This is a genomic window from Kitasatospora sp. NPDC059646, assembly GCF_042734615.1.
Classification (GTDB): domain Bacteria; phylum Actinomycetota; class Actinomycetes; order Streptomycetales; family Streptomycetaceae; genus Kitasatospora.
Genome location: NZ_JBHWDS010000006.1, coordinates 161,222 through 184,837 on the forward strand (window position 1 = coordinate 161,222; position 23,616 = coordinate 184,837).

Annotated in this window: 18 protein-coding genes and 1 pseudogene; 13 read left to right on the plus strand and 6 right to left on the minus strand. The window is 71.8% G+C overall.

The genetic code is table 11. From position 1 onward, the window contains the following. Positions 1 to 100: 100 nt before the first annotated feature. The 3 genes from ACFV1L_RS06355 to ACFV1L_RS06365 form a co-directional block, all read right to left on the minus strand. Positions 101 to 1,981 (minus strand): DNA/RNA helicase domain-containing protein, encoded by a 1,881-nt coding sequence (locus ACFV1L_RS06355; RefSeq protein ID WP_380363405.1) that lies wholly within the window; start codon positions 1,979 to 1,981, stop codon positions 101 to 103. Positions 1,982 to 2,093: 112 nt separating this feature from the next. After that, positions 2,094 to 4,166 carry a DNA/RNA helicase domain-containing protein gene (locus ACFV1L_RS06360; protein ID WP_380363407.1) on the minus strand — a complete coding sequence of 691 codons (2,073 nt, stop codon included), beginning with the start codon at positions 4,164 to 4,166 and terminating at the stop codon, positions 2,094 to 2,096. A gap of 161 nt (positions 4,167 to 4,327) precedes the next feature. Beyond that, entirely contained in the window at positions 4,328 to 4,456 is a 129-nt protein-coding gene (locus ACFV1L_RS06365) for a DUF6408 family protein (protein WP_380363409.1), read from the minus strand. Positions 4,457 to 4,714: 258 nt separating this feature from the next. Between ACFV1L_RS06365 and ACFV1L_RS06370 the strand changes: the two genes are divergently transcribed. Genes ACFV1L_RS06370 through ACFV1L_RS06380 form a run of 3 tightly spaced genes read left to right on the plus strand, consistent with a single transcriptional unit; the run spans position 4,715 to position 7,059 of the window. Continuing rightward, on the plus strand, positions 4,715 to 5,296 hold the full coding sequence (locus tag ACFV1L_RS06370; protein WP_380363411.1) for a TetR/AcrR family transcriptional regulator: 582 nt from the start codon (positions 4,715 to 4,717) through the stop codon (positions 5,294 to 5,296). Beyond that, a complete protein-coding gene (locus ACFV1L_RS06375; protein ID WP_380363413.1) occupies positions 5,293 to 6,636 on the plus strand; it encodes an MFS transporter in 1,344 nt (447 codons plus the stop codon). Before ACFV1L_RS06370 ends, ACFV1L_RS06375 begins: the two co-directional genes overlap by 4 nt. Positions 6,637 to 6,648: 12 nt before the next feature. Beyond that, a complete protein-coding gene (locus tag ACFV1L_RS06380) occupies positions 6,649 to 7,059 on the plus strand; it encodes a VOC family protein (RefSeq protein WP_380363415.1) in 411 nt (136 codons plus the stop codon). Between the two features lie 24 nt (positions 7,060 to 7,083). Here the strand turns inward: ACFV1L_RS06380 and ACFV1L_RS06385 are convergent, their stop codons facing one another. The 3 genes and pseudogenes from ACFV1L_RS06385 to ACFV1L_RS06395 form a co-directional block, all read right to left on the minus strand. Beyond that, positions 7,084 to 7,740 (minus strand): HAD-IA family hydrolase, encoded by a 657-nt coding sequence (locus ACFV1L_RS06385; protein WP_380363417.1) that lies wholly within the window; start codon positions 7,738 to 7,740, stop codon positions 7,084 to 7,086. A 129-nt stretch (positions 7,741 to 7,869) separates the two neighbouring features. Continuing rightward, positions 7,870 to 8,998 (minus strand): annotated as a pseudogene (locus tag ACFV1L_RS06390) (dihydrofolate reductase family protein). A gap of 58 nt (positions 8,999 to 9,056) precedes the next feature. Next, positions 9,057 to 9,644 carry a pyridoxamine 5'-phosphate oxidase family protein gene (locus ACFV1L_RS06395; RefSeq protein ID WP_380363419.1) on the minus strand — a complete coding sequence of 196 codons (588 nt, stop codon included), beginning with the start codon at positions 9,642 to 9,644 and terminating at the stop codon, positions 9,057 to 9,059. Between the two features lie 148 nt (positions 9,645 to 9,792). On the opposite strand from ACFV1L_RS06395, the gene ACFV1L_RS06400 reads away from it, so the two are divergent. The 10 genes from ACFV1L_RS06400 to ACFV1L_RS06445 all read left to right on the plus strand — a co-directional run bounded on the left by ACFV1L_RS06400 (position 9,793) and on the right by ACFV1L_RS06445 (position 23,608). Further along, positions 9,793 to 10,596 carry a methyltransferase domain-containing protein gene (locus tag ACFV1L_RS06400; RefSeq protein WP_380363421.1) on the plus strand — a complete coding sequence of 268 codons (804 nt, stop codon included), beginning with the start codon at positions 9,793 to 9,795 and terminating at the stop codon, positions 10,594 to 10,596. Between the two features lie 84 nt (positions 10,597 to 10,680). Further along, a complete protein-coding gene (locus tag ACFV1L_RS06405) occupies positions 10,681 to 10,869 on the plus strand; it encodes a hypothetical protein (RefSeq protein ID WP_380363422.1) in 189 nt (62 codons plus the stop codon). 67 nt (positions 10,870 to 10,936) lie between these two features. Continuing rightward, positions 10,937 to 11,407, plus strand: a complete 471-nt coding sequence (locus ACFV1L_RS06410) for a CYTH domain-containing protein (protein ID WP_380363424.1) — start codon at positions 10,937 to 10,939, stop codon at positions 11,405 to 11,407. 69 nt (positions 11,408 to 11,476) lie between these two features. Then, entirely contained in the window at positions 11,477 to 11,878 is a 402-nt protein-coding gene (locus ACFV1L_RS06415; protein ID WP_380363426.1) for an NUDIX domain-containing protein, read from the plus strand. 231 nt (positions 11,879 to 12,109) lie between these two features. Further along, the gene (locus ACFV1L_RS06420; RefSeq protein ID WP_380363427.1) at positions 12,110 to 14,911 is read left to right on the plus strand and encodes a SpoIIE family protein phosphatase; all 2,802 of its coding nucleotides are present in this window, start codon (positions 12,110 to 12,112) and stop codon (positions 14,909 to 14,911) included. 74 nt (positions 14,912 to 14,985) lie between these two features. Then, entirely contained in the window at positions 14,986 to 17,532 is a 2,547-nt protein-coding gene (locus ACFV1L_RS06425) for a SpoIIE family protein phosphatase (RefSeq protein WP_380363428.1), read from the plus strand. A 203-nt stretch (positions 17,533 to 17,735) separates the two neighbouring features. After that, on the plus strand, positions 17,736 to 19,640 hold the full coding sequence (typA, locus tag ACFV1L_RS06430; RefSeq protein ID WP_380363429.1) for a translational GTPase TypA: 1,905 nt from the start codon (positions 17,736 to 17,738) through the stop codon (positions 19,638 to 19,640). Positions 19,641 to 19,985: 345 nt separating this feature from the next. Further along, a complete protein-coding gene (locus ACFV1L_RS06435; RefSeq protein ID WP_380363430.1) occupies positions 19,986 to 21,614 on the plus strand; it encodes an ABC transporter substrate-binding protein in 1,629 nt (542 codons plus the stop codon). A gap of 142 nt (positions 21,615 to 21,756) precedes the next feature. Then, positions 21,757 to 22,683, plus strand: coding sequence for an ABC transporter permease (locus tag ACFV1L_RS06440; protein WP_380363431.1), 927 nt, complete (start codon positions 21,757 to 21,759; stop codon positions 22,681 to 22,683). Next, the gene (locus ACFV1L_RS06445; RefSeq protein WP_380363433.1) at positions 22,676 to 23,608 is read left to right on the plus strand and encodes an ABC transporter permease; all 933 of its coding nucleotides are present in this window, start codon (positions 22,676 to 22,678) and stop codon (positions 23,606 to 23,608) included. Before ACFV1L_RS06440 ends, ACFV1L_RS06445 begins: the two co-directional genes overlap by 8 nt. The last annotated feature ends 8 nt before the right edge of the window (positions 23,609 to 23,616 follow it).

The following is a 23,616-nucleotide window of genomic DNA, read 5'->3' on the forward strand; positions in this document are numbered from 1 at the left end:
CCGGACGAAACGTCCATGTCCCAACCGTGTGCGCGGATCCGTGCGCGATCAGTGGTGGGGTGCCGAGCACAACGTTTGGCACCCCCGGGGTCGGATCGAGTCAGACGGTCGCAAGGGCGGCGAGCGAGCCGGTGAGTTCGTGCAGCTTTTCGCGGGTTTCGGCGTCGGTCGAATACACCACGGTGCCGATCATTCCTCGGGTCAGCAGGACCTTGTAGGTGTTGCGGATCAGCCGGTCCACCTCGGCGTCGGGTGTCGAGGACTTGAAGACCGGGTCCTTGGATGCGGTCCGGTCGGTGACCCATCGGTCGCCGCGCCAGACCAGGTCCGGGCCGATGACAACGCCGCTCCAGTCGTACTCGAAGCCCTGGGCGGTGTAGACGCAACCGACCTGGTCGAATCCCGCTGGATCGGTCGCCCAGAGAGCGGCGGGAGGGGCACCGGCGACGGACCGGTCGCCGAAGACGTTCCAGGGACGCTCCCAGTCGCCGATGACGACGTCGGCGGGCAGTGCCTGACCGACCGGTACTTTCTTCGTCCACTTCCAGCAGTAGCCCGCCGACATGCGTGCGCTGTGGCCCTGTGCGCGCCGCGCGTCCAGGATCGCTTCCATCTCCTGTGGGGTGGCGGCGTGGATGAGTTGCATCCTGCCGTCCGGCTCCCACACCTCGGGCCCGCCCGGTTCGAGGCCCAACAGCCTGACCACCCACCTGAGGTAGGCGTCGCTTCCACCGCAGCGGAACTGGCTGTCGAGCGGGACGACCCGGCAGTCGAGTCCCTTGGCGGCCGCAGCGGCCTGGATCTCCGCGACCGTGCCCATCTCGCCGGGACGGACCACCTGATGTTCGTCCAGCAGGAACACCGGTACCCGGGCGGCGTCGATGAGTTCCTCGATCTGGGCTTTGCCAGAGCGGTTGGCGGCGGGTGTGTAGCGGTTGGCCGAGGTCTGCCGCATGCGGTGGGCCTCGTCGCAGAGCAGCACGTCCAGGCCGTTGCGCTCGGCGGTCATGAAGCTGTTGAAGTACTTGAAGAGGTCCTGCACTTCGCGCTTCCGCGTGCCGGCGACCTTTCGCATGGTGGTGGTGAAGGAACTGGAACCGGTGGCGTGCAGAGCGGTGAGGCCTTGGCGGTAGCACTCGCCGAGGAGTGACAGCGCGATGACGCTCTTGCCGGTTCCTGGCCCACCGGTGACGACCACCACTTCCTTGTGGTCGGCCTGTCGGGCACGGCGGACAGCATTGAGTACCGTCCGGTACGCGACCTTCTGCTCGTCCAGCAGCACGAATTGCTCGCGCTCGCGCACCTCGTTCGCGGCCACGGCCATCAGCTGCTTGGACGGTCCGATCTTTCCTCCGAGGAGGTCGTCCGCCGCGGAGGCCCCGGAGACAGGCGCGAACCTGGTGCGGAGAAAGTCCATGAACTCACCGCGCCGGGCGCCGGTGAAGAGCGCACCGAACTGGTCCTGGTCGGCCTCGTAGAGACCGCTGACGCCGAACTCGGTGGCATTGTGCAAGTAGGCCGCGCCGTGGAGGCGTTCCGGATGCTCCGCAAGCGTCCCGTTGAACGAGACCAGGTACTCGCAATAGCCGCGAACCTGGTCGACGGGGTTCAGCACGGGGCGGGTGTAGCCGTCGATCCAACAGAGCGACGGGTCCTCGTTGTCCGGTTCGGCGCTGCTCCACTGCTTGAGTTCCACGACCAGGTACGACGGCAGGCCGGTCTCAGGATGGATGCCGGCGAGTACGGCATCGGCCCGCTTGCTGTTCAACGGGAGCCCGTACTCGAGGAGCACCTCCACCTGGCCGAGGCCGGCATCGTTGAGCACGCCGGCAAGCACCGGGATGCTCCGCTCCCACGAGCGGGCCTCGGAAGGGCTGGGCCGGTGACCGTGTGCGCGAACGAACTGCTCCGTGAGGCGGAAGAACAGGCCGCCGGACAGACATTCGGCGGCGACCGTGGCGGCGGAGTCGCGGATCAGCAAGAAAGGCCCCCCAGGCAGCACGAAGGAACTCGTGCGGGTGGGGGCATGTCCCTCGTGGCTCCACCGGAGTGGAACGGAAGCCCGGCGGGCCGCAACAACGACGGGAGCAAGATTACCGTTGGTGCTCGCGATAGGCGGGTGGCAGCTGCGCTCCCTCCGCGGTGAGCGGCCGGGACCGGGTCCCCTTGATGTTCTGCCTGCCGATGGTGCCGGTGACGAACTTCCGCAGGGCGTTCTGGGTCTCAGGGTCGACCGCGTAGACGATGGTGCCGGCGATGCCGCGGGTGAGCAGCACGTGGTAGGCGTTGCGGATGCACCGGTTCACGACAGCCTCCTCGACCCCGCTGTGGAACGCCGGGTCCCGGGAAGCGCTCCGATCGACGATGAACTTTCCGTCCCGGAACAGCAGGTCCGGTCCGATGATGACGCCGTTCCAGTCGTATTCGAAGGTCTGGGCCGTGTAGACGCAGCCGATCTGGCCGATGCCGAGTGGGTCGGTGGACCACAGGTACGAGGGGGGAGCGCCCGGTACGTGGTGTGTGGGTTTCACGTTCCACGGCCGGTGCCAGTCCCCGATCCGCACATCGGGAACGAGCCGGCCCTGCTGCGGATTGCTCCACTTCCAGCAGAAGCCTGCGGTGATGCGAGCGGTGAATCCTTGCTGGCCGCACACTCCGATGAACTCCTCCAGATCTTCCGGGGAGTCCGCGATCGTCAGCGTCGTCCGGCCGTCCGGGTGCCAGACCTCCGGATCGGACGAAGTGCCCAGTCCCAGTAGCCGCCGGACCCAGCTCTGGTACCGCTTGCTCCCGCCAGCCCGGAAGGTTCCCTCGAGGTCGTCCACCCTGACCTGGTAGCCGAGGCTCTCCGCGAGTTCCTTGAGATAGTCCGCGCTGCCGACTTCGTCGGGCCGGATCGACTGGTGATCGTCGAGCAGGAACACCGGAACCCGCGCGGCAGCCAGTAGTTCGGTCGCCTGCGGCCGGTCGTCGTCGCGCAGTTCCTTCGGGGTGTTGCGGTGGGTCGAGCTGCGTCGCATCCGATGGGCTTCGTCGCAGATCAGGACGCCGATGCTGTTGGGAGCGCTTCCGGTGAAACTGTTGAAGTACTGGTAGCGTCTCCTGGCCGACTTCTCCTTGTCCGACTTCTGGCCCTTCCGCGCGCTGCTGATCATGATTTGGCGCAGTGTCTCGGTGTACGCGCGCGAACCGCTCGCCAGAACAGCCTCGTGGCCCTCGTTGCCGAGCAACCGCTGCAATTCGAGTGCGACGGCGCTCTTTCCGCTGCCAGGACCGCCCCGCAAGATGAAGACACGTTTGTGTTCCGGGCCCGCGTCGACGGCTTCGGGCACGGTGTCCGAGGTGTCGAACAGGCCCACGTTGAATGCGCCGCGCGGATCGGCCCTCTTGAGGTGCCGGACGATCAGGTCAGTCGCAAGGTGTTGCTCGTCGAGAAGGACCAGCCCGCCTCGGACCACAGACCGCTGGCGAGCCAGGTCGGTCACCTTCAGCAGCGGATCGCGCCGTGAATCCTCCAAGGCGGTCGCGGCCCGGAGTCCGGACGCGGGAGCAAATCGCGAGGTGAGCACTCGGCGAAAGCGGTGCAGGTCGTCGAGGGTGTAGAGCGCCCCGTAGGGGCTCTCGGGCAGATCGAACAGCGCCTCGACGTCCGCATCCCGGGCATTGTGCAGGAAAGCAGCCCCCATCAGGCTGCCCTCGTTCTCCCGGAGATGGGAGATGTAGCGCACCATGTACTCGCAATACCGTTGGATCTGGCGCACCGGGTGCAGTTTGTTCCGGTTCTTGCCGTCGTTGAATCCGAGATCCACCGCGATCGGACAGCGGGGGTCGACGACGGCACGGCGGGCCTGCTTCAGTTCGACCGCGAGGTAGGAATCGGCCCCAGTGCCCGGATGCTGACCGCACAGCACCAGGTCGACGGCCGAGTTGGTGTGCGGCAGGTTCACCTCGACCTGCACCACGACCTCGCCCAGGCCGCAGTCCAGCAAGGCCTCGACCACGATGGGAATGCTGTTGTTCCAGGCGTTGATGTCACCGGGTTGCGCCTTCGTACCGTGAAGCTCGGAGTGCAGGTCGATCAGCCGCTCGGTGAGAGCGAGACGCTCCGACCCTTCGCGGGCGACGAGGAGTTGGCCGAGTTCGGCCGTCGACAGCTGCAGAAGCACGAAGATCCCCAGGCACGAGAGGTTCGTGCGGGTGGGGGCATGTCCTTCGTGGCTCCAGCGGAGTGGAGCGGAAGCCCGGCGGGCCGCAATGACGATTCGAAGACTAGCCTGCCGGCGAAACGGACAAGGGCGGGTCCCGAAGGACCCGCCCGCCGCCCGGCTCAGCCGAGGCGGTGCACCACGATCAGCGCCAGCGCCCACGCCAGATTCGAGCCGAGGCCCGCCGCGATGCCCACCAGGACATCGCGGATCCAACTGCGGTGCTTGCGCGTGTACTCGACGACAGCCACGGGGGAGCGTCCCTTCGGTGATGACCGATGACGGATGCCGGATGGCTCCCGCCGGGAACGCACCGTGGGCAGTGTCATCGGGCCGAGGGGCCGATTCCTCCGAGGTCGCGTCGCGTCCGCCTTCGAGAGGTGGCGCGGTGCGAATCCGAACGCTAGCTCATGTCGAAGCCCATGCGACAGCGACTTGCGACGCACCGTTGCGCGTCCGACCGCCCGTGGGGGTAGACGCTGTCTACTGGGTGCTGGTAGACAGTGTCTATGAGCGATGAGCAGATGCCGCTGCGCGAGCGCCTGGTGGATGCCGGGGTGGAGTTGGTGCTGGCGGAGGGGTCGGGGGCGGTGGGGCTGCGGGAGATCGCGCGGCGGGCCGGGGTGTCGCACGGGGCGCCGCGGCGGTACTTCGCGACGCACCGGGAGCTGTTGTCGGCGGTGGCGCGGCGCGGGTTCGAGGAGTTGGGGCGGCGGTTCGCGGGGGTGCGGGCGGAGGGGATCCGGGCGCGGTTGGAGGGGCTGGCGCGGGAGTACCTGGCGTTCGCGGCCGAGCGGCGCGGCATGTACGAGCTGATGTTCCGTCACGACCTGCTGAACAGTGACGGATCCGCGTCGGACGGCCCCCGGCTGCGGGAGTCGACGGGTCCGCTGTTCGGGGAGATGGCCCGGCTGGTGGGGGAGTGCACGGGGGACGCGGAGCGCGCCCCCGTGGTCGCGGCCGCACTGTGGGCGAACCTGCACGGGCTGGCGCAGCTGCAGGGCTGGGGGAGCGTCGGGTTGATGCTCGGCGAGCAGCGGGAGGACGCGCTGCTGGAGGCCGTCCTGACGGCGCACCTGGGGGCGCGGTGAGCCGCCTCGCACTGCCGGTGAGTGCCGCGGCCGCCATGCTGGTGGCTCTGGACGGCACGGTGCTGCTGATCGCCCAGCCCGCGATGCGGCGTGAACTCGGCGCGGGCCCGGCCGCGTTGCAGTGGACCAGCACCGGCTACCTGGTCGCGGTGGCGGCCCTGCTGGTGGTGGCCGGCCGGCTCGGCGACCGGTACGGGCACCGGCCGACGCTGCTGGCGGGCGTGCTGGGCTTCGGCGCGGCCTCGGCGGGGATCGCGCTCGCCCCCACGATCGGCTGGGTGATCGCGCTGCGGGTCGCCCAGGGCGCGTTCGGCGCGCTGCTTCAGCCGGGGACGCTGGCGCTGCTGCGGCTGTGCTGCCCGCCGGAGCGGCTCGGCCGGGCGATCGCGGTGCGGACGGGCGCGATCGCGCTCGCTGCGGCCGCGGGTCCGCTGCTCGGCGGCGGGCTGGTGGCGCAGTTCGGCTGGCGGTCGGTGTTCTGGATCAACGCGCCGGTCGCCGTGCTGATCGCGGCGATGACGCTGGCGCTGCGTCCGCCCGAGGTCGAACGCGGCCGGCAGCGGCTCGACCTGGCGGGCGCGGCGCTGCTCGCGGCGGCGCTCGCCGTCCTGGTGCACGCCCTCGCCGAGGTGCCGGGCCGGGGCTGGACCGCGACCGGAACCCTCGTCGAACTCGCCGCCGCGGCAGCCCTGTCGGCCGTGCTGGTCGGCCACGAGCGGCGCACCGCCGAGCCGGTGGTACCGCGCCCGGTGGTCCGCTCGCGGCCGGTGGCCGGCTCGCTGGCGCTGCTGCTGACGTCCTCCGCCGGACTGTTCGGCGCCCTGTTCAGCACCACCTTCCGCCTCCAGGACGCGCTGCGGCTCGGCCCGCTGGCCACCGCGCTGCGGATGCTGCCGCTGACCGCGCTGATGGTGCTGGGCGCCCCGGCCGCCGAGCGGGCGCTGCGCCGGTACGGCCCGCGCCGCACGGCGCTGGCCGGAACGCTGCTGCTGGTGGCGGGCATCGCCGCGCTGGCCGGCCCGGGCGACGGCGGCGGCGCGGCCGCCGCGACGGCGGTGGCCTCGGCGCTGCTGGGCGCGGGGTTCGCGGTGGTGATGGTGACGGCGACCGGCAGCGTGGTCGGTGACGCCCCGCCCGGGTACGCGGGCGCGGTCGGCGGGCTGAAGCAGACCGCGATGAACGTCGGCCCCACGCTGGGCATCGCGGCCGCCTCCGGTGCGGGCCCGCACGGTGCGCTGCCCGCCCTGGCGGTGCTCGCCGCCGTCGGGCTGCTCCCGGCCGCCGCACTGCCCGCGGGCCGACACGCCCCGCGCCGCGGAGCCGCCGTCAGTCGCGCGTGACAGGCTGGCCGGATGACGGACGATCAGATGGCGGAGCACCGGGTGGCGGAGCGGTCGGCGGACCGGAAGCCGGTCGGCGTACTGAGTTCGACGGTGCTGGACTGCCCGGACCCGGAGCGGCTGGCGGCGTTCTACCAGCTGCTGACGGGCTGGGAGGTGACGTACCGCAGCGAGGCGTACGTGTTCATCGGGGACGGCCCGGTGCGGATCGGCTTCCAGCGGGTCGGCGGTTTCCGCCCGCCGGAGTGGCCGTCCGACGGGGCCCGCGCGCACCTGGACTTCACGGTGCCCGAACTGGCGCCGGCCGTCGCCGAGTTGCTGGCGGCCGGGGCGAGCAGGCCGGAGCACCAGGCGGGCGGCGAGCACTGGGTGACGCTGCTGGACCCGGACGGCCACCCGTTCTGCCTCGCCGTCCCCGAGTGACGCGGGGCCGGACGGCGCCGCGGGTCAGGGCAGTCGGACGACCAGGCCGCCGTTCGGGTCCGCGGTGACGGTGACGCCGGTGAGGTCGGCCACGTGGTGGTCGGGCCGGTGGGCGGCGGCGCGCGGGCCGATGCCGAGCACCGGCATGCCGGCGGCGCGGGCGGCGGCGATGCCGGCCTCGGAGTCCTCCAGGACGAGGCACTCGCCGGGGGCGACGCCGAGTTCCGCGGCGGCCTTGAGGAAGCCCTCGGGGTCGGGCTTGCTGGCGCCGACCTGCTCGGCGGTGACCATCAGGGGCGGCAGCGGGACGCCGGCGGCGGCCATCCGGACCCGGGCGAGGCGGTCGTCGGCGGACGTCACCAGCGCGTGCGGCAGTCCGGCCAGCGACTCCACCAGCCGCCGGGCGCCGGGGACTTCGACCACGCCGTCGGTGTCGGCGGTCTCCTCGGCGAGCATCTGCCGGTTCTCCGCGAGGTTCTGCTCCATCGGACGGTCGGGCAGCAGCAGCGCCATCGAGAGGTGGCCCTGCCGGCCGTGGACGGTCCGCATCACCGTGTCGCCGTCGAGCCCGTTCCGGTCGGCCCAGGCGCGCCAGCAGCGTTCGACCACGGCGTCGGAGTTGACCAGGGTGCCGTCCATGTCGAGCAGGACGGCCCGGACCGGCGGGGTGAGGACGGGCATCGGGGCTCCTCGGGGGCCTCGGGCGAGTGTTTGTTCCACAATCGTACAAAACCAGTGACGCCCGGCGCAGACCTCACCCGCCCGGCACCGCCGCCCCGTCCGCCGCCGCCCCGCCGGCCGGCGCCGCCCTCATCCCAGCAGGTGCGCGTTCACCGCCCGGGCCTCCTCGGCCAGTTCCGGCAGCTCCACCACCTCGATGCCGGCCGCGGTGAGCAGCGCGGTGCCCTGGCAGGCCTCGACGAACAGCGAGGGCTCCCGCCAGGCCACCACCACCCGCGGCACCCCGGCCGCCACGATCAACTCGGCGCACGGGTGCGGCCGGGACGCGCGCTGCCCGCAGGGTTCGAGGGTGCTGTAGACGGTGGCGGTGCGCAGTCGCGGGTCGCCGGCCGGGAGCTTGCCGAGCGCGGCCTCCTCGGCGTGGTTGACGGCGTCGACCTCGCGGCTGAAGCCCTCGGCGAGCACCTCGCCGTCCGCGCCGACGATCACCGCGCCCACCGAGAACGCCGTCCGGGACGGCGGGCAGCGGCGGGACAGTTCGATCGCGCGGTGCAGCCATTCCTGGTCAGTGGTCATCGGAGGACTCCTTCGGGGCGTATCGCAGCAGGACGACGTCCCCCACGGTACGGGCCTCCAGCAGGCGCATCCGGCGGTTCGGCCCGCCCGGGTAGGCGGCGGGGCCGAGGAAGCGCGGCGCGGCCGGCTGGCCGACCAGCAGGGGGGCGACGGCGAGTTGGAGCTCGTCGGCGAGGCCCTCGGCGAGGAACTGGGTGTGCACGCCGCCGCCGCCCTCGACCATCAGCCGGCGCACCCCGCGCGCGCCCAGGTCGTCCAGCACGGCGCCCAGCGGGACGGCCGGGCCGAGGCCCACCACCTCGGTGCCGGGCGCCCCGGACAGGGCTTCGCGCAGTGCGGGTGCGGCGGCGTCGGTGGTGTAGGCGAGCTTGGCGCCGCCGGTGTGCCAGAACCGCAGGTCCGGGGAGAGCGCGCCGGTCGCGCTGAGGGTGACCTTCAGCGGGTACGCGGGCAGTCCGGCGGCCTCCCGTTCGGCGCGCCGGGCGGGCGAGTTGACGAGCAGTCGGGGGTTGTCGGCGCGCAGTGTGCCGCCGCCGACCAGGATCGCGTCGCTGGCGGCGCGCAGTGCGTCGACCCGGTCGAAGTCCTCGGCGTTGGAGAGCAGCAGCCGGTCGGGCGAGGCGTCGTCGAGGTGGCCGTCGATCGACACCGCGGCGCTCAGCAGAACGTGGGGGCGGGGCACGGGGCGGACTCCAGGGTCGGCGGTCGGGCCACCACCGTACGCTGCCGGCGGGCGCGGTTCAGGCGGGGGTGCGGGGCGGCAGCGGGAGCGGCAGCGAGGGCAGGCCGTCGATGCTGACGGCGACGTGGTCCTTGCCCGCGCAGTAGGCGTTGAAGTTCTCCTCGCCCTTGCGCGCGAAGTGCTGGCGGTGCAGTTCCCGGTCGGAGCGGTAGTCCATGAACGGGACGGCGAATCCGCAGGAGTCGCTGATCCGCTCCGCCCGCACCAGGACGATCGCGCGCAGTCCGACGCCGTCGGTGGACGGGTCGAAGCGGCCCAGCAGTTCGGTGAACCGGGGGTCGTCCCGGAACACCGGTTCGCCCCGGCCGTGCACCCGGAGCACGGTCGGCGGGCCCTCGAACGCGCACCACATCAGGGTGATCCGGCCGTTCTCCCGCAGGTGGGCGATGGTCTCGGCGTGCGAACCGCCGAAGTCCAGGTAGGCGAGGGTGAGTTCGTCCAGGACGGCGAGGGTGCCGGAGCGGCCCTTGGGGGAGAGGTTGACGTGCCCGTCGCCGGACAGCGGGGCGGTGGCCACGAAGAACACGGGCTGCCTGTCGATGAACGCGCGCAGCCGGTCGTCGATGCGTTCGTAAGACTTTCCCATGCGGACGATTCTGCGCCGGGGGCGGCTCCGGGGGCGAGGGCATTTTCCTGACGTCTCATCATTCGATACAAGATTGTCCGATCCATGGAACGCCTTCCTATCCTGGAGGGGTCGTCTCCGAGGAGATCCGAGGGAGAGGGGAACCGCCGTGGCCGGCTACACCCACGGGCACCACGCCGCCGTCCTGCGCTCGCACCGCACCCGCACCGCCGCCAACTCCGCCGCCTACCTGCTGCCCGAACTGCGCCCCGGCCAGCGGCTGCTGGACGTCGGCTGCGGGCCCGGCACGATCACCGCGGACCTGGCCGACCTGCTCGGCCCGACCGGCCGGGTGGTCGGCGTCGACCCGTCGGAGGAGGTGCTCGCCCAGGCCGCCGCGCTGGCCGCCGAGCGCGACCCGGGCCGGCTGACCTTCGAGGCCGCCGACGTGTACCGGCTGCCGTACGCCGACGCCTCGTTCGACGTGGTGCACGCCCACCAGGTGCTCCAGCACCTGGCGGACCCGGTCGCCGCGCTGCGCGAGATGCGCCGGGTCACCGCCCCCGGCGGGCTGATCGCGGTCCGCGACGCCGACTACGCCGCGATGACCTGGTACCCCGAACTGCCGGAACTGGACGAGTGGCTGGCGCTCTACCGGCGGACCGCCCGCACCTCCGGCGGCGAACCCGACGCCGGCCGCCGCCTGCTGTCCTGGGCGCACGCCGCCGGCCTGACCGACGTCCGGCCGTCCTCCAGCACCTGGACGTACGCCACCGGGACCGAGCGCGCCTGGTGGTCGGAGAGCTGGGCCGAGCGGACCGAGCGCTCCAACACCGCCGCCACCGCCCTGGCCGAGGGCCTCGCCACCCCCGCCGACCTGGCCCGGATCGCCGCCGGCTGGCCCCGATGGGCCGCCCACCCGGATGCCTGGTTCGCCGTCCTGCACGGTGAACTCCTGGTGCGCGTAAGCTAGTTGGTGAAACGTCGGTCCGTTCGACCGCCCCTCGGCCCGGTCCGGCCCGCCCCCCACCGGGCCGGACCGCTACCGTGTGGCGGCATGGGAACCCCCGACCGCACGGCCGCCGCCCACCGCGTCATGCGCCAGGACGACAACGGCAACCGCTTCCCGGTCGCCCGCGGCCTCACCCGCCCCGCCGCCGAGGCGATGGCGGCCGAGTTCGAGGCCCGCGGCCACAAGCAGCTCTACTGGATCGAACCCGACGACGCCGACCCGGCCGCGCGGTAGGCCCGGCCGGCCCGCCGACGCGTAGCGTGGCGGAAGCAGCGGCAGGCACGAGCGAGGAGGACATCCGTTGGCTCTGGAGATCGAGCGCAAGTTCCTGGTCCCGGACGGCGAAAGCGTCCCCGACGGGCGGGAGTTCGAGGTCCGGCAGGGCTACCTGGTGATCGGCCCGGACGGCGCCGAGGCCCGGGTGCGGGACCAGGGCGGCGCGTGCTCGCTGACCGTCAAGCGCGGCACCGGCCTGGTCCGCGGCGAGTGGGAGACCCCGCTCGCCGCCGAGCAGTTCGAGGCGTTGTGGCCCGCCACCGAGCACGCCCGGGTCCTCAAGACCCGCCGGGTGGTCCCGCTCGGCCGCCACGAGGCCGTGGTCGACACCTTCCACGGCCGGCTGACCGGACTGCGGACCGCCGAGGTCGAGTTCGCCGACCAGCAGGACGCCGCCGCCTTCACCCCGCCGCTCTGGTTCGGCCCCGAGGTCACCGACCGCGCCGACCTGAAGAACCAGCGCCTCGCCACCGCCGCCGAGCCGCCCCGCCCCTGACATAGGGTCGGGAGCCGGCGGGCCCCGGCGCGGGGGCCGCGCGGCGAGCACGAGGGCGGCAGGACGGCGATGGCAGAGCTGATCGACACGGTGGCGTGGGTCCGACTGGAGGGCGGCCGGATCCTCTGCGCGCGCCCCCGCGGCAAGAACGTGTTCTACATCCCCGGCGGCAAGCGCGAGGGCGACGAGACCGACCTGCAGACCCTCACCCGGGAGATCGCCGAGGAACTCACCGTCGCCATCCGGCCCGACACCGTCGCCCACGTCGGCACCTACCACGCCGACGTGCCGGGCCACCCGGCCGGCGCCACCGTCCGGATGGCCTGCTACCTCGCCGACTACACCGGCACCCTCGCCGCCAGCAGCGAGATCGAGGACGTCGAGTGGTTCGGCTACGCCGACCGCGACCGCGTCCCCCCGGTCGACCAGCTGCTCTTCGACGACCTGCACCGCGACGGCCACCTGCACTGACGGCCGGTCGCGCCGGAACCGCGCCCAAACTCGAACACCCCGGACATGCCCGTTCTGTACGCCAATCGGACAGACGACCCCTATGCCGGGATAGCAGCGCCTTTCCCTGGGTATGGCAGTGTTCGGCAGCATTCGTCACGATCGGTAGCCGGGCACGGCGCAGCGTGACGACGGCCCACGCCCCGGCGGCCCGTCGGCGGCGCGTTCCAGCGACGGCCGGAGGCCCCGTAGGTGGCGAAGCCGGGTGACGGCGGGGGAGAGCACGAGGCGTCCGGCCTGCCCTCGCGCGGTTCGCGGCGGTCCGGCGGCCCCGCGCTGCCCATAGGCGCCGGCCGGTCCGGCCGGGCGGCCGCCCGCGCCCGCCTGCGCAGGCGCCCCGGGGCCGAGCAGCCCCCGGCCGGGCCGTCCGCGGAGCCCGGCAGCGCGCCCACCGCCGGCCCGGCCGCGTCCGAGCCGCCCGCCGGCGGGCCGCTGCGCACCTCCCGCGGCCGCCCCGCCCGGGCGTTCCCCGGCACGGCCGGCGCGCGCTCCGACGCCGCGCCCACCGCACTGCACCCCAGCCGCCGCACCGAGGGCGGCAGCCTGCTGGACGTGGTGCGGGTGGCGATCGTCATCCTGGACACCGCGGGCCGGGTGGTGCTGTGGAGCCCCGCCGCCGAGGAGATGCTCGGCTGGCCCAGCGAGGTGCTGGTCGGCCGGGCCGTCGAGGACCTGACCTCCGAGCCGGAGGAGGCGCAGCGCGCCCGGGCCGCGATCCAGGAGACCCTGCGGCGCGGCTCCTGGCACGGCTTCACCGCGATCAGCGACCGGGACGGCGTCCCCGTCGAGGTCGAGGCCCGGCTGTCGCTGCTGGTCGACGGGGACGGCGCGCCGTACGTGCAGGCCGCGCTCACCGAGGCCGCCGCGCTGCGCGCCGTCGAACGCGACCTCGCCGTCCGCGACGCGCTGTTCGAGCAGTCCCCGCTCGGCATCGCCGTGCTGGACACCGACCTGCGGTACACCGCCGTCAACCGGACGCTGGCCGAGATGAACGGCCTGCCCGCCGAGGCGCACATCGGCCGCACCACCGGCGAGACCCTGCCGGAGCGCTCCGCCGACGAGATCACCGCCCTGCAGCGCCAGGTGCTGGCCACCGGCGAGCCCGTCATCGACGTCACGCTCGCCGCGCCGCACACCGCGCGGGCCGGCTACCGGTCGATCTCGTTCAGCCGGATGACCGACCGCGCCGGCCGGGTGCTCGGCATCTCCGGCACCGTCATGGACGTCACCGAGCGCTACCGGGCGGTGGCCAAGGTCGAGGGCGCCCGGCGGCGGCTGTCGCTGCTCAACGAGTTCGGCTCCCGGGTCGGCGACCTGCTGGACGCCTCGATGATCGCCCAGGAGCTGGCCGGCGCGGTGGTCCCGCGGCTGGCCGACTACGCCGCGGTGATCCTGCTGCAGGCCGTCGCGCACGGTGACGACCTGCCCCGGCACGGCCACGACCGGCACACCTCGCTGCTGCAGCTCGGCGTGGCCGCCGTCCAGGACGGCCCGACGGTGGAGGCCATGCTCCGGCACGGCGCCCGGATCACCTTCGAGGACGGCTCGGTGTTCGGCCGGGTGCTGCGCAGCGGCGTCCCCGCGCTGCTCACCGGCGCCGACCTGGACGCGCTGTCCTTCCCCGACGACCCCAAGGTGGAGGCCGCCCGCGAGCTCGGCATCCACTCCCGGCTGGTGGTGCCGCTGCGGGCCCGCGGCATCGTGATCGGCCTGCTGGTGGTCAGCCGGGCCGGCTACCGCGAGGGCTTCGACCGCGACGACCTGGCCTTCACCGTCGAACTCGCCGACCGGGCCGGCAGCTCGCTCGACAACGCCCGCCTGTACGCCCGCGAGCGGACCGCCGCGCTCACCCTGCAGCGCACCCTGCTGCCGCAGCAGGTCCCGCAGCCGGCCGGCGTCGAGGTGGCCTACCGGTACGTGCCCGGCTCCAGCGGCACCGAGGTCGGCGGCGACTGGTTCGACGTCATCCCGCTGCCCGGCGACCGCACCGCGCTGGTCGTCGGCGACGTGATGGGCCACGGCCTGCGGGCCGCCGCCACGATGGGCCGGCTGCGCACCGCGGTCCGGGTGCTGGCCGCCCTCGACCTGGCGCCCGAGGTGGTCCTGCGGCACGTCCACGAGCTCGCCGACGACCTCGCCCAGGGCCCCGACGAGGCCCTGCTCGCCACCTGCGTCTACGCGGTGTTCGACCCCGCGCGGCGCAGCCTGACCGTCACCAAGGCCGGCCACATCCCGCCGGTCCTGGTGGTGCCCGGCGCCGACGCCGAGCCGGCCCGCTCCGGCGGTCCGCTGCCCGGCGGCGCCGGCCAAGTGCTCGACCTGCCCTCCGGCGCGCCGCTCGGCGTCGGCGGAGTGCCGTTCGAGTCGATCGAGATGGAGATCCCGGACGGCAGCCTGCTCGCCCTGTGCACGGACGGGCTGGTCGAGTCGCGGGACAAGGATCTGGACGTGGGACTGGGGAGGTTGGTCAGCGTGCTCGAACAGCCGTACGCCTCGATCCAACAGGCGTGCGAGGCCGTCCTCGACACCATGGAACAGGGCCGCGAGCCCGACGACGTGGCGCTCCTGCTGGCCCGGCTGGGCCAGGGCCGGGACGACGCGCCCACCGCCGGCTGGACACTGCCCGCCGAGCCCACCGCGGTCTCCCGGGCCCGCCGCCTGGTCCGGCACACGCTCGCCGACTGGGGCGTCGAGGCCCTCACCGACACCGCGGAGCTGCTGGTCAGCGAGCTGGTCACGAACGCCGTCCGGTACGCCAGCGCCCCGATCGGGGTCCGGCTCACCCTCGGCGACCTGCTGCTGGTGGAGATCTCCGACCCGCTGCCCGACCCGCCCCGGGAACGGCACGCGAGCGCCGGCGACGAGGGCGGCCGCGGCCTCGAACTGGTCCGCCGGCTCGCGCTGCGCTGGGGCACCCGGGCCGAGGGGCTGGGCAAGGTCGTCTGGTTCGAGCTGGCAGACTCGGACGTTCAACCACCCGAGTCGATGTTGTGACGTTGAAGGGCGTGTGCGCTCGCGCCCGGATGATGAATACTCGGACATCGAATACTCGGTCTTCTCGACACCGGATGGGCGCGCGGGTTGGAGGGGTCGGTCCGTTGAACAGCTTCCCGGCACGGAACACGACGCACGGAAGCAGCGGCTACGCCGCGCTGCCGGAGCAGCCGGGTGCCCCGACGGTGCCTGCCACCCTCCCGCACGGCCGGGAACAGGGCTCCTCGGGCACCATCTACGACTACATCCGGGTCGCCACCTTCGCGATCGGCCCCGACGGGCGGATCGCGCAGTGGAGCGACCGGGCCGCCCAGTTCTTCGGCGTCCCCGCCGCGGAGGCGGTCGGCGCGGACCCGATCACCGCGTTCATACCGCGCGAGCTGTGGCAGCGCGGCCGGGCCCGGCTGGAGCGCATCCTGTCCGGCGAGGAGTGGGTCGGCACCGCCCCCTACCGGGACCTGACCGGCGCGGAGAGCCTCGCCGAGGTCTACGCGATGCCCGACAGCGCCGACGGCTCCGCCACCTGCCTCGCCGTCGACCTCGGCCGGCTGCGCGCCATCGAGACCGACCTGGCCGCCTCCGAGGCCGTCATCGGCCAGACCCCCACCGGGTTCTTCCTGTTCGACACCGACCTGAAGCTGCAGCGCGTCAACGCCGCCTTCGCCGCCGGCCTCGGCCGCAGCCCCGCCGCCCTGCAGGGCCTCGCCCCCGGCGACGTCTTCCGGCCCTCCGACGCGGACCGGCTGCTGCTCGCCCTGCGCAAGGTCCTCACCGGCCAGGAGCCGGTCCTCGACCTGCGGCTGTCCGGCCCCGCCCGCCCCGGCCACGGCCCGGCCGGCCGCGACGACGACCAGCGCACCTGGGCGGTGTCGCTGTACCGCCTCACCGCCGCCGGCGGCCGCCCGATCGGCGTGGCCGGCCAGGTCCAGGACGTCACCAGCCGGCACATCGCCGAACGCGAGGCCGCCGGGGTCCGCCGCAGCCTCGCCCTGCTCAACGAGGCGTCCACGCACATCGGCTCCACCCTCGACCTGGAGACCACCGCCAAGGAACTGCTCGACGTGATCGTCCCGCAGTTCTGCGACGTCGCCACCGTCGACCTGTACACCGCCCTGCTCACCGGCGACGCCCCGCTCACCGCCAACCCCGAGAACGGCGAACTGCGCCGGGTCGCGGTCTCCAGCGTGGTCGGCAACGCCCCCTCGGTGCTCGGCAGCGAGCGCTCCGGCGTCCGGGTCGCCGAGGCCGGCGGCACGCTCTGCTACCCGCCGCGCTCCCCGCACGCCCGGGCGCTGCGCACCGGCCGCAGCGTCGTCCCGCAGCCCGGGCCCGACCCGCTGCTGCGCTCCACCCTGGTGGTGCCGCTGGTCGCCCGCGACCAGGTGCTCGGCCTGGTGCAGCTGTCCCGGGCGATCGGCAGCGAGCCGTTCGACGCCCGCGAGGTCGCGATCGCCGAGGAGCTGGTCGCCCGCGCCGCCGTCTGCGTCGACAACGCCCGGCTGTACCGCCGCGAGCACGAGCGGGCGCTGATCCTGCAGCGCAGCCTGCTGCCCCCGGGCAACCCGGCCGCGTCCGGCCTGGAGATCGCCCGCCGCTACCTGCCCAGCAACAACAACACCGAGGTCGGCGGCGACTGGTTCGACGTCATCCCGCTGCCCGGCAGCCGCACCGCCCTGGTGATCGGCGACGTGATGGGCCGCGGCCTGCGCGCCGCCGTCGCGATGGGCCAGCTGCGCACCGCCGTGCGCACCCTCGCGATGCTCGACCTGGACCCGGAGGAGGTGCTCTCCGCCCTCGACGAGATCGCCCGCGGCCTCGGCAACGACGACGCCGAGCCGGACCGCGCCGGCGCCGAGGTCTACCTCGCCACCTGCGTGTACGCGGTGTACGACGCGGTCAAGCAGCGCTGCACCTTCGCCAACGCCGGCCACCTGCCGCCGGTGCTGCTCGCCCCCGGCGAGCGCGCCCGGATGCTCGACGTGCCGCCCGGCCTGCCGCTCGGCGTCGGCGGCGAACCGTTCGAGGAGGTCACCGTCGACCTGCCCGAGGGCGCCGTCCTCGGCCTGTACACCGACGGCCTGGTGGAGTCCCGCAAGCACCAGCTGGACGAGGGCCTCAAGGCGTTCCGCACCGCCCTCACCAACGGCTCCGACCGCCTGGAGGAGCTCTGCGACCAGGTGCTGGACGAGCTCAACCCGCACCACGGCGAGGACGACATCGCCCTGCTGATGGCCAAGGTCCACGCCCTGCCCGCCGGGTCGGTCGGCGACTGGCGGCTGCCGCCCGAGCCGACCTCGGTCGCCCGGGCCCGCGAGGCCGCCTGCGGCTGGCTGCTGGAACGCGGCCTGGACGAACTCGTCGACACCTCCGAACTGCTGGTCAGCGAGCTGGTCACGAACGCCCTGCGGCACGGCCGCGGCGAGATCCGGCTGCGCCTGCTGCGCGACCGCACCATGGTCTGCGAGGTCTGGGACGACGCCTACGCCCAGCCGCGCCAGCGCCGCGCCCAGGAGACCGACGAGGGCGGCCGCGGCCTGCAACTGGTCTCGCTGCTGGCCGAGCGCTGGGGCAGCCGGCGGACCCCCAAGGGCAAGATCGTCTGGTTCGAGCTGTCGCTGTAGGCCTCCCGGGCCTCCGTTCGTACCGGGAGCAGTCCCGGGCCGGTGTGATTCAAACCTCCCCGGGCTGCCCGTTTCTGCTCCATTGCGGGCTTCCCCGTACGATGGGGAGAAGCCGAGGCATGTGCCGTGCCCGGTGGGTGGACCGGTGAATGCTGACGCGGGCCGGGCACCGTGACCCACGATTCCGGGAGAATCAGCGCCGCATGCCCACGCGCAACGACATCCGCAACGTCGCCATCGTCGCCCACGTCGACCACGGCAAGACCACCCTGGTCGACGCCATGCTCAAGCAGGCCGGTGCCTTCGCGGCCCACCAGCAGCTCGACGACCGCATGATGGACTCGAACGACCTGGAGCGCGAGAAGGGCATCACCATTCTCGCGAAGAACACCGCGGTCAAGTACCACCCCAAGGACGGCGGCGCGCCGATCACCATCAACATCATCGACACCCCCGGCCACGCCGACTTCGGTGGCGAGGTCGAGCGCGGCCTGTCGATGGTGGACGCGGTCGTGCTGCTGGTCGACGCCTCCGAGGGCCCGCTGCCGCAGACCCGCTTCGTGCTGCGCAAGGCGCTCTCCGCCCGCCTGCCCGTCATCCTGTGCATCAACAAGACCGACCGTCCGGACGCCCGGATCGACGAGGTCATCAACGAGACCTACGACCTGTTCCTCGACCTGGACGCGGACGAGGACCAGATCGAGTTCCCGATCGTCTACGCGTGCGCCCGGGACGGCGTCGCCTCGCTGACCAAGCCGGAGAACGGCACCGTGCCGGCCGACTCCGAGAACCTGGAGCCGTTCTTCTCCACCATCCTGGAGCACGTCCCGGCCCCGACCTACGACGAGGGCGCCCCGCTGCAGGCCCACGTCACCAACCTGGACGCCGACAACTTCCTCGGCCGCATCGCGCTGCTCCGCGTCGAGCAGGGCGAGCTGCGCAAGGGCCAGACGGTGGCCTGGATCAAGCGCGACGGCTCGATCCAGAACGTCCGCATCTCCGAGCTGCTGATGACCGAGGCGCTCACCCGCAAGCCGGCCGAGGTGGCCGGCCCCGGCGACATCTGCGCCGTCGCGGGCATCTCCGAGATCATGATCGGCGAGACCCTCGCCGACACCGAGAACCCGGTCGCGCTGCCGCTGATCACCGTCGACGAGCCGGCGATCTCGATGACCATCGGCACCAACACCTCGCCGCTGGTCGGCAAGGGCGGCTCCGGCAAGGGCGCGGACGCCAAGTCCGGCGCCAAGGTCGACCGCAAGGTGACCGCCCGTCAGGTGAAGGACCGCCTGGACCGCGAGCTGATCGGCAACGTCTCGCTGCGCGTGCTGGACACCGAGCGCCCGGACGCCTGGGAGGTGCAGGGCCGCGGTGAGCTGGCGCTGGCCATCCTGATCGAGACCATGCGCCGGGAAGGCTTCGAGCTGACCGTCGGCAAGCCGCAGGTCGTCACCCGCGAGATCAACGGCAAGACCCACGAGCCGGTCGAGCGCCTCACGGTGGACGTCCCCGAGGAGCACATGGGCGCCGTCACCCAGCTGATGGGCGTCCGCAAGGGCCGGATGGACAACATGTCCAACCACGGTTCGGGCTGGGTCCGGATGGAGTTCGTGGTGCCGTCCCGCGGCCTGATCGGATTCCGGACGGAGTTCCTCACCAACACCCGCGGCACCGGCATCGCGCACTCCATCCACGAGGGCTACGAGCCCTGGTTCGGCACCCTGACGACCCGTAACAACGGTTCGCTGGTCGCCGACCGCGCCGGTGTGGTCACCGCGTTCGCGATGACCAACCTGCAGGAGCGCGGCGTGCTGTTCACCGACCCCGGCACCGAGGTGTACGAGGGCATGATCGTCGGCGAGAACTCCCGCTCCGACGACATGGACGTGAACATCACCAAGGAGAAGAAGCTCACCAACATGCGGTCCTCGACCGCCGACGTGGCCGAGTCGATCGTCCCGCCGCGCAAGCTGTCGCTGGAGCAGAGCCTGGAGTTCTGCCGCGAGGACGAGTGCATCGAGGTGACCCCGGAGACCGTGCGCATCCGCAAGGTCGTGCTGGACGCCAAGGAGCGCGGCCGCAGCGCCTCGCGCGCCAAGAAGGGCTGACGCCCGCCAGTTTCGGCCGACCGGCCGGTGTCCTTCGGGACGCCGGCCGGTCGTGTTTTTGGTGACGCTCCGTCATGAAAGCGGGGATGGCGGCTGTTCGGTAATCGGACATCACAGATCGTCATCTGCGACAACTGTCCGTTTCGCCCCTGTCTGGCTATGTCTGTAATGTCCGAATATCAGGATTCATGCACCGTTCATGTGACCAAATTGAAATCCGGATTGGTCAATTCCGTACCCGTGGGTGACCGATAGTGGGTGCAGTCGAGCTCGGGTCGAGGCTTCAGCGCAGGGGTGCGCGCCAGGCCGCGAGCGATCTGCAACACGATTTCAGGAGGCACACCCATGCGCGGTGCCAGCCAGGCCAAGTGGGTTGTCGCAGCCGTCGCGGTCGCCCTCGCCGCCACTGCTTGCGGCAGCAGCTCGTCGGACGGCGCTTCGAGCGGTCCGGTCAACGCCCAGGGCACGTTCAGCTACCAGAGCTCCGAGCCGCAGAACCCGCTCCAGCCGGCCAACGCCATGGAGGTCGGCGGCGGCCGCGTCATCAAGACCCTGTTCAAGGGCCTGGTGGACTACGACCCCAGCACCGGCAAGCTGCGCAACCAGGTCGCCGACAAGATCGAGACCACCGACGCGCAGAACTACACCGTGACCCTGAAGTCCGGCTGGACCTTCCACGACGGCACCCCGGTGACCGCGCAGTCCTTCGTGGACGCCTGGAACTGGTCCGCCAACGTCAAGAACAACCAGATCAACTCCGACTGGTTCTCCGACATCCAGGGCTACGACGCGGTCCACCCGGACAAGGGCGACCCGACCGCCGAGACCATGTCCGGCCTGAAGGTCGTCGACGACACCCACTTCACCATCGCGCTGACCGGCCCGGTCTCGTACTTCGAGTACAAGCTCGGCTACACCGCCTTCTCGCCGCTGCCGAAGGTGTTCTTCACCGACCCGGCGAAGTACGGCCAGTCGCCGATCGGCAACGGCCCCTACAAGTTCGTGTCGTGGGAGCACAACAAGGCGATCACCGTCGCCGCCTACGACAAGTACGAGGGCCTGGACAAGCCGAAGAACGCCGGCATCGTCTTCAAGAACTACTCGCAGGCCGAGGCCGCCTACAAGGACCTGGTCTCCGACAACCTGGACGTGCTGGACCAGGTCGACCCGAGCGACCTCGCCTCCTACAAGAACGACCTGGGCGACCGCGCCGTCGACCAGGCCCAGGGCGCCATCCAGTCGATCTCCTTCTCGCTCTACCAGGACTCCTGGAAGGGCCAGGACAAGGCCAAGGTCCGCCAGGGCCTGTCGATGGCGATCGACCGCGACACCATCACCAAGACGGTGCTCCAGGGTTCCCGCCAGCCCGCCAACTCCTGGGTCGCCCCGGGCGCCATGGGCTACAAGGACAACACCTGCGGCGAGGCCTGCACCTACAACCCGGAGAAGGCCAAGCAGCTGATCACCGAGGGCGGCGGCGTCCCCGGCAACAAGATCACCGTCCTGTACAACGCCGACGGCGGCCACAAGGAGTGGGTGGACGCGGTCTGCAACTCCATCCGCCAGGCCACCGGCGTCGAGTGCGTCGGCGACCCGAAGCCGGACTTCAAGTCGGCCCGCGACCTGATCAAGAACAAGAAGGTCGACGGCCTGATGCGGACCGGCTGGGTGCAGGACTACCCGCTGAACGCCAACTTCCTGCGCGACGTGTACGGCACCGGCGCCGCGGCCAACGACGCCGGCTACTCCAGCGCCGAGTTCGACCGCCTGGCCGGCGAGGCGGACAAGGCCACCACCGTGGAGAAGACCGCCGAGCTGTACCAGCAGGCCGAGGCCCAGCTGGCCAAGGACATGCCGGCCGTCCCGCTCTGGTACTACAAGACCACCGCCGGTTACTCGAAGAACGTGCAGAACGTGAAGTACGACTCGTTCGGCGACCCGGTCTTCACCCAGGTCGAGGTCAAGCAGAAGTAACCGAGCCGGCACCGCACGGCTCGACCCGACACGGCCGGTGTCCGTACCCCGCCCCACCGGGCGGACCGGCACCGGCCGTTGTCACGCCGAGAGAACTCTGACCCGGTTCGACGACCCGTCAGAGCAGTAAATTGGAGGCACGATGGGGCGCTTTGTCGCAAGGCGACTGCTCCAGATGATCCCGGTGTTCCTGGGCACGGTCACGATCATTTTCTTCATGACCCGCATGCTGCCCGGCGACCCGGCGGCGGCGATGTGGGGCGACAAGGCCGCCGACCCGGCCCAGCTGGCCGCGTTCAAGCACCGGATGGGACTCGACGTCTCCATCGGGCAGCAGTACCTGAACTACATGGGGGACCTGCTCACCGGAAACTTCGGTGAGACCATGGCCGGCCGCAAGGTCATCGACGTGATCGGCGAAGCGCTGCCGGTCACCGTCCGACTGGCCCTGCTGGCGTTCGTCTTCGAACTGGTCGTCGGCGTGACGATCGGCCTGTTCTCCGGCCTGCGCCGCGGCAAGGCCTTCGACAAGACCGCGCTGGTCCTCACCCTGCTGCTGATCTCCATCCCGGTGCCGGTGCTCGGCTTCATCTTCCAGAACGTCTTCGCGATCCAGCTCAAGTGGATCACCCCGACCGTTCAGGACTCGATGAACCTGGGCCAGCTGATCCTGCCCGCCATCGTGCTCGGCTCGATATCCCTCGCGTACGTCGCCCGGCTGACCCGCACCTCCATCGCGGAGAACATCAAGGCCGACTACATGCGCACCGCGGTCGCCAAGGGCCTGCCCCGCCGCAAGGTCATCGGCACCCACCTGCTGCGCAACTCGATGATCCCGGTGGTGACCTTCCTGGGCACCGACCTCGGCGCCCTGATGGGCGGCGCGATCGTCACCGAGGGCATCTTCAACGTCAAGGGCGTCGGCAACGCGCTGTACCACGCCATCAACCTCAACGAGGGCGCGACCGTCTCCGGTTTCGTCGTCGTGCTGGTGCTGGTGTACCTGGCCGCCAGCCTGATCGTCGACCTGCTCTACGCGGTCCTGGACCCGAGGATCCGGTATGCCTGACCTGATCGAGAAGAACGCCCCCGCGCAGGGTGCCGCCGTCTCCGCCGAGCCGAAGCCGGAGAAGCCCCGCAGCCTCGGCCTGGACGCCTGGCACGACCTGCGCAAGCGCCCGGTCTTCATCATCTCGGCGGCGCTGATCGTGCTGCTGATCGCCTTCGCGATCGCCCCCAGCCTGTTCACCTCGGTGGACCCGCGGGCCGGCGACCTGCGCCTGCACTACCTGACCAAGCCGAACTACCTGCACTTCTTCCAGGCGGACTGGTTCGGCTACGACGGCCAGGGCCGGTCGATCTACGCCCGGATGATCTACGGCGCCCGCGCGTCCGTGGTGGTCGGCATCTGCGTCACCGCCGGTGTGACGATCCTCGGCGGCCTGGCCGGCATGATCGCCGGCTACTACGGCGGCTGGGTCGACACGGTCATCTCCCGCGTCACCGACATGTTCTTCGGCATCCCGCTGCTGCTCGGCGCGCTGGTCGTGCTGAACGCCTTCACCACCCGCACCGTCTGGTCCGTGGTCTTCGCCCTGGTCGCCCTCGGCTGGACCCAGATGACCCGCGTCATGCGCGGCTCGGTGATCACCGTCAAGCAGGCCGACTACGTGACCGCGGCCCGGGCGCTCGGCGCCGGGACCGGCCGGATCATGTTCAAGCACATCCTGCCGAACGCGATCGCCCCGGTGATCGTGGTGGCCACCATCGCGCTCGGCGGCTACATCGCCACCGAGGCCACGCTGAGCTTCCTCGGCATCGGCCTGCAGGACCCGACCATCTCCTGGGGCATCGACATCAACTCGGCCCAGAAGGTCATCCGTACCGCGCCGTTCGCGCTGTTCTTCCCGGCGGGCATGCTCAGCGTCACCGTGCTGGCGTTCATCATGCTCGGCGACGCGGTGCGCGACGCCCTCGACCCGAAGCTGCGCTGAGAGAGGCG